Here is a 12,401-nt window from a genome sequence, read left to right on the forward strand (position 1 = left end):
TGATGTTGAATACGTTCGGGCGTCAACATCAGCCCTCGGTGACTATTTTACCATTTCATGCGAAAGCCCACTGTTCCCTTGACAGAATAGCTGTCGCCGAAGTTGTTGAGGCTGGTGTTGACAAGGCCCTCGCCATAGATCGAATACTTGTCATCATCCCAGTTATAGGTCCCGCCGATACCCAGACCGCCCCAAACGCGATCATTGCGGCTTGCAAAGCTCACTCCCTGAACACTGACCTTCGTTCCTTCAAGGAACTCATAGTAGAGATTGGCGATGGCGTAGACGTGGGTCCGGTCAAGCAAGCCCTTGTCATTCTGCCATGAGTTTTCATGATCAAGTGTAAGCCCGAGACGGCCCTGCAGGCTCTCGCCGTGATCAATGCTGACACGAGAACCGAAAACATCGGTAAATGCGTCAAAATCCACGTTCGAATAGACGAGCTGTGCTTGTGGGGTGAGGGACCATGCCGGGTCAATGGCAATCCGCTTGCCACCTTCCAGCGAGAAGGTATAGCCGAAGCCGTCATTGCCATCGGCCAGATTTGTGTTGGCAAGAAGGGAATTCAGATCGCTCGTGTACCACGTCACCTGTCCCTGGCCGTCGAGATAGAAGCCGTTTTCGCCATACCACGTCAGTGTGCCGCCAAAACCGTAACCGTCCGTACGGATTTCACCATCGCCGTAAACGGAGTTTATGTCTGTTTTGCCATGGGCGTAATGGATCGTCACTCCACCAATCAGCTTGCCGTTTTCGGTTTCAGTCAGCAGTCCATCAATACCGGCCTGGAGTTTGAAAACATTCTGGTCGTAATCGGTAGCCGAGGCCGAGAAACGAGGTTCGATGCTGTTATGGGCGCCTTCGATACGACCCCAGACTCCGTTGCCTCCAATCGCAACGCCAGCTTCTTCGGGAGCGGCATAAGGCGTTCCGACCGGATCAGCGCCCTGCGCAACAACTTTGTTGCCACTACCGGCCCAAAAGCGGTTGCCAACACGCTGCTGTAGGGTCGGTAGGCCATTAAGACCAAGCAAGGCCTGAGGATACGCCTCATAGCTCGGTACACCAGCTTGATACAGCGGCGTTTCAGGTTCAGTAGGCTTGAGCTGTGAACGCAGATACCAGTCTCCGTCAGAGGGTGTTGAAGTGCCGCCCTGGTAAAGATGATAGGCGTATGCGCCTGCAACAACCGCCTGCTTGCCGCCAACCGTGTAATCGCCGATGAGCGAGAACGAGCCATTGGAAGCTCCGTTCACTTCGATGATACGGATACCTTCATTAGTCTGCGCGCCGGTTCCACCGACATTGTTGACGCCAACATTCGTCGTGCCCGATGTATCGCCATTGACGATGATCATATCCGTCTTGGAGTTGTCATCACCGAGCGCAACATCGAACAGCATCTGTCCGCCATTGCCGTTGTAGTTTCCACCGATGATCACAACATCGCCCACGGCATCATCGACCGTGGTGATAGTTCCGGCGTTGGTCACATCGCCGCTGAACGCGTAAACCCCGGCTCCGTCGCCTGTACCAACAAAAGTCGAGCTTGAATCAATCGTCATATTGCCGTCGAAGTCGAGCGACGCCATGCCGTCAAGGGTAGAACCGTTGTTCAGGAACACACCGGTCGTTCCTTCATCTGGCTCACCGACATGCCATGCACCGCCATCAATGGACAGATTGGCACCGTCCAGCTTGACGACTTCCCAATTGGTGATCTTGCCGCCATTCGTGGTCGCAGTCACACCCTTGAGCGTGAGCGTATCGATCATGCCATCGGCGACGGAAGTGTCATCGCCACCGTCAAGCACCTGCGAACCATCATAGCTCGATGCACTCACCGTTGCGGTATCGGAACCATCCTGACCGTAGAAACCACCAGTCAGTTTGCCGCCCGTCCAGTTGAACGTATCATCGCCTTCATGGTTGGCGATACCGTCATTGCTCTGGGGATCGTCCCTGTCATCGCCGTAAATATTACCGCTATAGCTTCCACCAGCCAGATTGAAGGTATCGTTGCCGAGGCCAAGGATCGCATCGCCGGTTACAGTGCCAGCGCTGTTAACAATGACATTGCCCCCGACCGTATCCGACGCGGTCGAATTACCAGCAGCACCGCCATCCCGAATGGCGATCTCGGATGTTGCCCTGACTGTTGCCGAAGCTGCAATATCGATGGTCGAGCCGTTTGCTGCTATCGTTTGGATGCCCGCGCCCGCACCGCCGGTTACTGTACCCACAACGCTGACCAACGTCGCGCCCGTACCTTGATTCCGAGCGAGAATAGCGGTGTTGCCAGCAATAGAGCCTGCGGTCTGTTTTACAGTCAGATCGGTTGCGCTGCTGCGATTTCGCGAATAGACGCCGTAGTTACCAGAAGCGATCACGTCACCAGACAATGTAATTGTCGTTGATCCGGTTCCCGTGTTGTCTGCGAAAACACCATAAGTACCACCGTTGACCGTTCCGGATGTCTGGTTGACAACGATGTCCTTCGCTGTGCTGGCGTTAAAAGCATAGAGACCGCCAGATACCGCTGCCGTCACATTGCCCGCACTGACGATCGTCGTTGAACCCGTACCCTGATTATTGGCATACATTCCAAAATAATTGCCGGAAATCGCTCCGGCGGTCTGGGTAAGGGTAATATCCGTCGAAGATGCATAATTGTAGGCATAGACACCATAGGTGTCATAAACTAAAGCGCCAGTTGTCTGGGTCTGGTTTACGATCCCAGCAGTTGTGATCGATGTAGCTCCAGTACCGCGGTTATCTGCGCGAATACCGTGCGTATAGCCTGTGATCGTACTACCTGCTTCCTGGGTAATGGTGATGTCTGTCGCGGTAGCCTGATTTGCCGCCCATATGCCATTATCACCTACACCGTTCACGTCCCCGGAGACACTGATTACCGTAGCACCAGTTCCATATTGAGATGTATGAATGCCATCCCGCGCACCAGAAATGGTGCCGGCTGTTTGGCTGACGATTATATCTGTTGTGTCAACGTTATTACCAACGTAGATGGCATGGTTGGTTGTTCCGGTCACTGTCCCTGACGTTGTGACCATTGTAGATCCCGTGCCATCATTGGCGATATAAATAGCATCTGTGCCGGTTATGCTACCATTCGACGTGACAGATACGTCGCCAGTAGCATCATTGTAAACATCAATACTTCGGTCACCAGAAGACGTGATGGAAGAAGCATTTTGGTCCGTTATGCTTATGCCGCCACTTGAACTTACAACAAAAGCCGGGCCAGCGCCGGCCGAAAGACCAAAGCCCTGCTGAGTGACAACTGTAACATGCGGAGAGGATGAGATAGCGACCGATGTATCGCTGCCGGAAGCAGGACCGGAACAAGTCCAGGTTCCCGAAGCTGGCGTGGTTTCCACACAGCTACCTGCCCGTGATGGTGAAGACCAAACAAAGAGCGATGCAAACACCGCAGCTGAGACGGCTGACAAACCTGTAAGGGACAGCGTAAAGCTCGCTTCACAAGGCGCTATGCCACCAGCAACTCCCTTATACTTGCCGACACGACCTCCACGAAGCCAAGTCACTTCAGGCTGATCATTATTTCTGCTTTTTTTTCGCCCTGGTTTCATTGATGTCCCCTTCCACATCTAACTTGCATCCCTGACGCAGCCAATTTGCGTCGATATAATAATATCCGGCGTTGATGGTCGTCGATTTCTGGAAATCTGAATAATCATTTCCAAACCCGGATACTGTTCTCAAAATTTTCGAAAATGCCGCGCCCGTATCTGGAACAAGATAGAGAATACTTGTATCGCTCAACGCAAAATCACCATCGTTCATGTGATACTTGTAATCGGTATGTCTAACAGCATGCACTCATAAGGCAATTGCAGAAACTGGCACAAACTGTCACTTCCTGTCATTGCGGCGCCATTTCTTGTTCTGATATGAGCATCTGCGTCATGGCCGGTTCCGGAGCCGGGCAATTCCGGGTCTTGAACGTGCATCAGGAACGGCGGCGTGGCAATTCCGATAAATGAGGTTCGGATGATCGGTCCAACAACGGTCGTTATTCCGCTTTGGATACGGTACTTGCCCCAAATTCTGCCTCAATGGGAAGCGAGAAGCAAAAAGTTGATCCCGTGGTATCGCTGGCCATCAGTGTGATATCGCCCCCATTCTGTCGGGCAATCTCGCGTGATATGTAAAGTCCCAGGCCAAACCCTGTTGTAGTATGGCCAGGCGATCTAAAGTATTTCATAAATATCAGTTCACGCTCATCTGGAGTGATGCCTTTGCCTTGGTCAGTCACCGTAATAAGAGCCATATTGTGATCAGTCGACAATTGGATATTTACTGGAGAATTCTCAGGAGAGTACTTCAGCGCATTTTGTATCAGGTTGTGTAGAACAATCTCTATAAGGGCGCGGTCACATTTAACCGGCGTTCTGCCACCATTCACGAAAGTAATGCGATCAGCGGCAGCCTCATCAAATCCCATCCGTGCCGTGTGTATAATCTCGTTGAGATCAAATACATCCGCTTGCCCGGATTGTGATTGTCCCGCATCTATCCGGTCGCCAGCCAGCACGTTTTCGATTAGCAATGCCATACGTTTAACAGTGCGGCTTATTTTGCTGACGCGTAACTTTATGCTGTCTGTGCCATCAGCCAATGAAATGAGCAGGTTGTCAGCAGCAGCTGCAATCACTGCCAGCGGGCCCCGGAACTCGTGGGACACCACGGCTACAAAGTCCCGTTGCTGTGCAAGAGCATCGTTAACCGAGTCGAGAGACTGCTGGAGCTTTATCTCAAGCAGCCGGCGGCGCTCCACCTCGGCTTCAAGTGACGCATTACTCTCCGCTAGTTCTGCCGTTCTCTCCTGTACTTTGATGGTCAACTCGCGCTCGGCTGCCTGCGAGATGGCCAGAATGCGATCCTGCTCTGCTCGCTGACGGCGTTCGGTACGTTGGTCAACCAAACGACCAGCAAGTACAATCAGCGCAAGGCCCAAGGCTGCAACGCCCCCGGCGGCGACAAGATATTGCCGTTGTAGAGCGCCCAAATAATCGAGCGGCGCCAAGGTAAGTAACTGGTACTGCGCGTTACCCAGCGGCTGATGCCGTATCAGATAGGAGTGGCCGTCGATCAACCACTGGTCGCCCCCTTCCACGTCCGCAATTTGCTGCACGGCCATCGCCTCTCCTGGACTCTCGTCGCTGTTTGAAGGCTGCAGGGTTTCGGGCGGCAAAACCGCCGCAACGTTGCGTAGCATGAATGTCGCAGAAGATGCCGTCGTTACTCGTCCCTGGCGATTCACGATCAATGCGACGTGTTGACCTGTCAGATAGCGTGCCATTACCGGTGCGTCAAACCGCACCGTAACCGACCCCAGCGCCTCGTCGCCAGTGCCCTCAATCCGACTGGTAACAAAATACGATGGCATCTGGTTCAAGCGAGCGATACCAAACAGTTGCCCGCTACCATCGCGCAATGCATCAATTAGATATGCCCGGCCGGTATAAATCTGTCCCACTATGTTAAAGCGATCAGCCCACTGACTGGATGTTACGGTATCGTGTGACAAATTGTTCATATAAATACGGGCATAGTGAAGGTCGTCCGATAGCCGGGTCATGAAATCGCCGACCAGACGAACGAGGGGATCACTTGTAAGTATAGCTGCCCGCTCTTCACGCGTTAGTTCCGAGAAGCCCGGGGGATCAACCCGATAGCGAGACGCAAGTTCGATTACCCGGTTCTGCTTAGCAACCATGTTGGCGACGCTGTTCATCTCCGTGAACAGCCGATCAACAACGCGCGCCGTTGTCTGTGCCTCATACTCGGCGCTTGCAGCCAATCTCCTGGTCTCAGCTGATACTGCAAGGTGGGAAATCCACCAGCCAAGGCACGCCACTATAGCCAGCCATGCTACGGATACGCCCAATGTCAAAGGCGATAGAATTTGACGCAGCGGCGGCCCGATCTTGACCTTTGCCCGGGTCAAACAGCTTTTAGACATAAGCGGCGATACCGTTCAGATTTTTGATACCGTTCAGATTTTTAGTTGTTACTATCAGCCGGATTATCGGGGTTGTCGACCCCACATCCGGCTCCATGGCAACCAACGTAATTCCCTTGTGTATCAAAGTTTGGATTGCCGTCCTTATCGAACTGAGGCCTGGTATCGATCTGTTGTTCCTCGCGGCGGCGACGCTCCCTTTTGCGCTCACGGTCGCGCTGTTCTTGAGCATAAATGCGATCTTGTGCGCGTTGTTCATCCTCATCGTGGCGTGCGCTCTGTTCCATCATACAGTTTGCGAATGCATCAGTGCCGGGCCTGAAACCGAAGGAGGTACAGTTGTCCCGGTATACATCATCTGCGGTAACGCATCCGGCAACCGCCAAGGGTAAAAACGCAAGCAGTAAATGTCTGGGTTTCAGGCCTGTCATTCAATTCTCCCATTGGAACGTGATAAAGGTATAAATTGATTCAACGCATTCGAATGTTTTTCATGCCGGAGTGTCAGGTTCTGGAAATATTAAGAAGTGATAGTGACATGAAGTCTATCCACGAATATGAACATTCGTCGTGGGTCTTGTAATATTTGAAGGAGGGCGGGCTGCACGGTTTTTACTAATCTTGACTATCGACCAGGCAGCCAACTCCATGGCAGCCGATGTAGTTGCCGTGGGTATCGTAGTTTGGTTCCCCGTTTCTGTCGAACTGGGGCGTCGTATCGATCTCACCGGAGTTATTCGGTCGGTCAACATTACATCCAATGCCGTGACAGCCATTATAGTCGTCCGTATCACGGTGGTTGCTCGTCGTGTGATGGTGCTTCTTCGGATGATCCGTCAACATTCCTTCAACAATCGCTCCCAGTACCGCGCCCGCTACTACCCCGCCAACATCATGGCCTCGGTGATCGTACTGGCGTGCTCCTGGATCAAACCCGTCGCCACGACCGTGATGATAGCCACCCACATCCGCAAACACACCCGAACACCCTTGAGCCACCCATATATAGCGGCTTTTCGGGTTGTATCCCCATGTGCGGTTTAATATGCAAGAGGCACTCGATGTCTGATGAATGAGCTGTGGCCTGGACAGGGGGCCAGCATAGCATTCATCATATTTATAGTCTCTGGATCGGCACTCTACTGTCGTTTGTGCCCCAGCTTCGAAGACGACGGGCGGTATGAACGTCCCACCAGCCAAAACCATTGCAGCTATTGTCCATCTAGACATCATCAACCTCCGGATACGGGGAAATTTCTGAGCAACAGGCTCCCGGCTTTTCATTCCATTAGAAGAACACACTCATTGATATACTGATATCCTATCAATAGACTGTTTTGTAAATTGATGAAAATTAATATTAATGCAAGCACTGTTAGCTATTACTGATATAACTGACGTTGACCGTCTCCAGCGCCATTAAACGAACAGGATGGTGAATTGGTTCTTGCTCGGGCCTTTTGAACCGCGGAGATAGCACAAAAAATTATCTACTCGCTCAATCGGCATGAGCCTGTGCGTGAGGCGATCCAGGATTGAGTTTGGGGACGAGGCATTATGCAGAACAAAACGCGTGTTATAACTTCTCGCAGGTAAATACCTCGACTCGCAGTTGGATCGAAGGACAGGGCGGCAAATGTCGGTGAAGAAAAATGGCTGTGAGGCTAAATCCGGTCAGGACGTTATTATTTCAACTGATTTCGTCGAGGAACGCCTGAGGAATGATTTCTGGCGGGAGGCTTCCCGACCCTTTTATGAAACGACACCGATTCCTGGAAGCAAAAGTGGTCGACTGGAGGGTGCCATAAGATCTCGCGAGATAGCCGGGTTTACTCTGGCTTCCGTTACATTTAACTCTCAGCGATATAATCGCGACCGACGTATAATAGCATGGAGTGGTCTGGATCAATTCCTCGTTGCGGTTGTAAAGGGAGGGGAAATCCTGGGCGACGCCGCGAACAACAGCCTGACGGCACGATCGGGAGATATCTGTATCCTTGATCTAACACAAGTTCTTCAGAGCGACGTGACCGCGGGCGGCACTCTGTCTACTCTTATACCGCGCGGAATTCTGGCGAAGGCGACGGGGCATGCAAATCTGCATGGTGTAGTACTGCAAGCACATCTTCCGATGACGCAGTTGATCACTGCTTACCTCGAGGGGTTGAATGGCCTGAGCGAACATCTATCGAATGACGAAATTGTCGCAGTGCAGGAATCGTTGGTTACGATTCTGGCCGCCGCCTTGCAAGGTTTGCGCGCAACAGGGATTGAAGAACTTCGCCCCTTAAGCATTGCCTTACGTCAGCGGGTTCTGGATTATGTCGATCGGAATCTCAATAATCCGGAACTTAGCCTGGACTTGATTATTCGTCGTTTTAATGTCTCGCGCGCGCATCTCTATCGTGCGTTTGCGGAAGACGGTGGCATTGCGGGCGTGATCAGAGACCGCCGACTCGACGCAGCTTTTCTTGAGATCACGCAAACAGACATGATTCCGCGATCGATTGCCAAAATCGCATTTGAACACGGATTTTCGAGCGCTAGCCATTTCTCGCGTAGTTTCCGTGAACGTTTCGGCTTGATGCCCGGTGAAGCGCGGCGCGAGCGGTTGTCTGAGCCGCTTGTTCCGGAACTTCGCGCACACTTGTTGAGATTCGGGAGTGGCGTTGAAAGAGCATGCCGGATGAGACCGCTGGGCAATAAAAGTGAGACATCTGGATAATGCACCAAAGACGTCATTGCTATACGAGGAGCGGATTGGCAAGAGTTCGCGTTCAGTGAGCAAGATTTAGCCGCTCTTCTGCTTGCCCCCGCGGACCTGTATGCCAAAAAGTTGCCGATACCGGTAACGTCGTGAATACTTGAGATTGACAATGTCAGATATCTTACGAAATCGCCCCAATTTCGACGAGAGACGTGGAAAAGATGATGCCGCCAGTATCCCTCTCGTATATGTGGTCGATGATGACGACGACTTCCGCGAGGAAATGGTCTTTGGTTTAGCCAGTCTGGGCTTGAACACTCATGGGTTCGAATCCGCTGCAGCTCTGTACCGAGCATATGCAGCCAAGCCGTCAGACATTGTTATTCTCGACGTCGGACTGAAGGGGGAAAACGGGCTATCCGCGGCCGCGCATTTGAGAACATCGCAATCAGTCGGCATTATTATGGTGACAGCTCGCGGTTCTATTGATGATCGTATTAATGGTCTCGAATCTGGCGCCGATGCCTATCTCGTCAAACCAGTGGATGTTCGGGAACTCGCTGCTACTGTGACGGCGGTCTTTAATCGTCTGGAGAAGCCCATAACTGTTTCGCCGTGTCCGTCTCCTGAATGGGCACTGGTGGAAAGCGGCTGGGTCATTACCGATGGCCGGGGGCATCGTCTGCGGCTCACGACATCCGAACAACGGATTTTGAGCCGTTTGTTGGTTGAGCGCGGCGCAATAGTTGAGCGGCATGATCTGGTCGTTGCGCTCGGAGAAGATACTTATGAGTTCAACTATGCTCACCTGGATACCATTGTGAGTCGCCTGAGACGGCGGGCCAGAAAAGCCGGGATCGTGCTCCCTTTGCATGCAATTCGCGGGAAGGGCTTCACCTTCGCCGATTGAAAATCGGTTCTGCAGTTCGCTCGATAAAGTCGACAGCAGCGGCGAGTGGGTGGACCGAACCACCTTGATCATCAGGCTCGCCGGGTTTGATGCTCGAAAGTGTGCGGTGGCGGTTTCAGGTCTGGCTGAAGTCAGATACATCCTTGTGTTGAAGCGTGAAACCTCCGCAATGTTAGACGCGAATTCCACCCGGGTTCGTGCCCCTTCCTCTTTTCTGCCGGAGACGGGGCCCCATCCCTTCAAATCAACCGGTCTTGAATTCACAAACCCGACGTCCCCTTGTTCTATCGGAAAGGCTTTGACGCACTGCTTTGCGGCGAAAGCGCCTTTTACCTAGACGGTAAAAAGCGGGGGCTAACGGCAGCTTCGCGAATACTTTTTTGATTTATCATTTTCCGGACTTAACGAACCGGTTGACTGCGGCGGCTGTGTCCATTTCCTTGCGTCGAAAATAAATGGCGCGACCGCAGCGGATGGGGCGGTGCCCCTGTACTATAATGATCTGTTCATCCTTGCGCATAGACTGGGTAACCTCATGCGGCATTATAAGCGGTCGACGCTGGAAATTGATGCTTTCAGATTTTCGGGAAAGATGGCTCTTATCCCATCCTTTGTTGCGTGAACTGTTCTTCACTTCTACCGTCATCTCCCCGCATTGCGCCGACACATTACGCGCGGTATCGAGCGCCTTGATCGCAGCGTAGCTTGCGAATGCGCATCCATCGATCCATGAAACTGCACCATCTTTGCCAAAATGGCGTTCCAGTTGGCCAACGGACTGGTACATCAGCATCAAGCTGATTCCGTATTTGCGCCCGCGATCACGTGCCTCTTCTAGTATGCGCATATAGCCAAGCAGATCGACCTCATCGAGCATGAACAAAACCCGTCGCCGGAATGCGCCATCCGCCTCCATCATTGCATTGATTAACGAGCCGATGATTACTCGCCCGATTGCCGGGTAGGAGCGAAGGATTGATGCAGGGATATTGAGAAATACGTCTTTTTCGCCCTGGGCTATTTGCGCTGGTCTAAAGCTGTCTCCGCAGACAAGGGATGCGTAATTTGCCAGGGATAGCCACTGGGTGTCCTTCGATGCCGTAGAGTAAACGCCTGAAAATGTTTGCTCTGTCATGTTGACGAAAACGCCAAGCGTCTCGCGAATAAATGTCGAGACGGAATTTTCCTGAACCTCACGCAGCATGGCAAGAACCGACGTTTCCGGTCCGGAAACAATTTGACGCAGGCTGTGCAGATTTCGCCGCCCGGAAAATTCTGGCGATAGCATTACATGCGCCAACAGTCCTGTTAGCAAATTGTGTGCTTGGCTCTGGAAAAAAGACCCCGTTGAACTTTCGGGGCAAGCGCTTTCCGACAGCAGCATATGTGCGATGCTGACGATGTCTTCTTCTTTTTTGATCGACGTTTCGATCCCGTCAAGTACATTAAAACCGTTAACCGGGTTGGCGGGGTCGAGCACCACGACGTCTCGCCCGAGCCTTTTGCGGCGATGCTCGATTACCATCGATGCAACCTCGGATGACGGGTCCAGGCAAACGATCGGACCACTATAGACAAGGGCTGTGGGCACGACATTACTGGTCGTTTTAAACCCACCTGATCCCGCAAAAAACAGCATATGGGTTGAATCGAAATTCTGATTATAAGTCAGGAGTGGAGCTTTTCCACCGCGCCCCCAGGTAGACGGATTGACCGGATCGAAAGGCAGTTCATGGATGAGTTCCTTGTCGACACGATAGCGCTCGCCAACAACGATTTCGCCGTCCGCAGGAAAGAGCTGTGCCGCCGCCGACATCGGTAACCAGTCTGCATCTCCAAAGATTCCGCGACGAGCACGCTTCACCGTTTGGGGCACAACGCTAGAGATGCGCACGGATACCACTAAAACAACAAATCCAATTGCGACGCTAACCAGGGTCACCATATCGAGGAATGATAGAGCCTGATCCCATTGCAGGACTCCGCTTTCTACGAAAGGGGAGATGCGGGTGATCTCGCGCAGCGTGTAAAAACCCACAATAAGCAGAAAGCAAAACAGGCTGACCATGGTGACCGGTCGGCGCCGGTGCAGCGGTAGCAAGCAAACCGTCAGCAGTGCCCCAAGCGGCCCCGATAGAAGCACTGGTACAGGCGCAGCACGCATAAACCAGTACTGGAGCTTTCCTGACAAGCCTGCGGCCAGTTCGGTCCAAAACCAATGCGCGACATAAAAAGTAAAGCCAGAAAGAACGACTGGCACAAGAGCGAAAAGCAGACCCGGGAGCGGTATTGCTCTAATCATCAAATGCGATCTCCCTGGTTTGAACCTGGATTTTCTTCTGGCACTTCAGACCTGAAGGCAATTTCGCCAATTTTGCGCAAACGGCGGTATTCGGGTGTTCCGGGCGAAAGTTTGGCCAGTTCCAGCAGACCTCCTAACAGGAATGCCCGATCGACCCTCGACAATCCGGCCCGCACGACAATCGCCCCCAGCAGGCGTTTGCTCCGCGCTTCTGTCTTTCGATCAATTGTCTTGCTGGACATACGCCGTTGCTCCAGTGTCGCCATTCTGGCTCTTCAGAGGATAAAAAGCCTTGCTGTAAGGCGTTGCTCTTGTGGGTCTTGCGAGAAGACGCGTCGTTCGTTCAAACATCCTTTCCGTCTCAAGGGGTTCGCCCGGCCAGCAGTCGTGCAGCCGTTTCATACGGTGAGCTAATTTTAGTGTTTATAGTTTTTTATGTTCCTGCGGCATTCTTCAATGTCGCGTCTAATAT

Annotated in this window: 9 protein-coding genes; 2 read left to right on the plus strand and 7 right to left on the minus strand. The window is 52.5% G+C overall.

Features of this window, described 5'->3' with window-relative positions; genetic code table 11:
* Positions 1-47 precede the first annotated feature (47 nt).
* From ACS5UA_RS05930 to ACS5UA_RS05950, 5 genes are all read right to left on the minus strand, one after another.
* Positions 48-3,614, minus strand: a complete 3,567-nt coding sequence (locus ACS5UA_RS05930; protein WP_112700866.1) for an autotransporter outer membrane beta-barrel domain-containing protein — start codon at positions 3,612-3,614, stop codon at positions 48-50.
* Positions 3,583-3,828: a hypothetical protein gene (locus ACS5UA_RS05935; RefSeq protein ID WP_112700865.1), complete on the minus strand. Its 246-nt coding sequence runs from the start codon at positions 3,826-3,828 to the stop codon at positions 3,583-3,585. The genes ACS5UA_RS05930 and ACS5UA_RS05935 overlap by 32 nt, the downstream gene beginning before the upstream one ends.
* A gap of 229 nt (positions 3,829-4,057) precedes the next feature.
* The gene (locus tag ACS5UA_RS05940; protein ID WP_246468511.1) at positions 4,058-5,848 is read right to left on the minus strand and encodes a sensor histidine kinase; all 1,791 of its coding nucleotides are present in this window, start codon (positions 5,846-5,848) and stop codon (positions 4,058-4,060) included.
* Between the two features lie 203 nt (positions 5,849-6,051).
* The gene (locus ACS5UA_RS05945) at positions 6,052-6,441 is read right to left on the minus strand and encodes a hypothetical protein (RefSeq protein WP_006472040.1); all 390 of its coding nucleotides are present in this window, start codon (positions 6,439-6,441) and stop codon (positions 6,052-6,054) included.
* A 184-nt stretch (positions 6,442-6,625) separates the two neighbouring features.
* Positions 6,626-7,294 carry a DUF3011 domain-containing protein gene (locus ACS5UA_RS05950; RefSeq protein WP_081255535.1) on the minus strand — a complete coding sequence of 223 codons (669 nt, stop codon included), beginning with the start codon at positions 7,292-7,294 and terminating at the stop codon, positions 6,626-6,628.
* A gap of 352 nt (positions 7,295-7,646) precedes the next feature.
* Between ACS5UA_RS05950 and ACS5UA_RS05955 the strand changes: the two genes are divergently transcribed.
* The gene (locus tag ACS5UA_RS05955) at positions 7,647-8,735 is read left to right on the plus strand and encodes a helix-turn-helix domain-containing protein (RefSeq protein ID WP_006472042.1); all 1,089 of its coding nucleotides are present in this window, start codon (positions 7,647-7,649) and stop codon (positions 8,733-8,735) included.
* Positions 8,736-8,886: 151 nt separating this feature from the next.
* A complete protein-coding gene (locus ACS5UA_RS05960; RefSeq protein ID WP_443101230.1) occupies positions 8,887-9,627 on the plus strand; it encodes a response regulator transcription factor in 741 nt (246 codons plus the stop codon).
* 388 nt (positions 9,628-10,015) lie between these two features.
* Here ACS5UA_RS05960 and traG read toward each other — a convergent pair whose 3' ends face one another.
* Positions 10,016-11,929 (minus strand): Ti-type conjugative transfer system protein TraG, encoded by a 1,914-nt coding sequence (traG, locus tag ACS5UA_RS05965; RefSeq protein ID WP_443101231.1) that lies wholly within the window; start codon positions 11,927-11,929, stop codon positions 10,016-10,018.
* Entirely contained in the window at positions 11,929-12,171 is a 243-nt protein-coding gene (locus ACS5UA_RS05970; protein ID WP_006468271.1) for a conjugal transfer protein TraD, read from the minus strand. The genes traG and ACS5UA_RS05970 overlap by 1 nt, the downstream gene beginning before the upstream one ends.
* Positions 12,172-12,401 lie beyond the last annotated feature (230 nt).

It is taken from the genome of Brucella sp. RRSP16, assembly GCF_052246815.1.
In the GTDB taxonomy this organism is placed as follows: domain Bacteria; phylum Pseudomonadota; class Alphaproteobacteria; order Rhizobiales; family Rhizobiaceae; genus Brucella; species Brucella intermedia.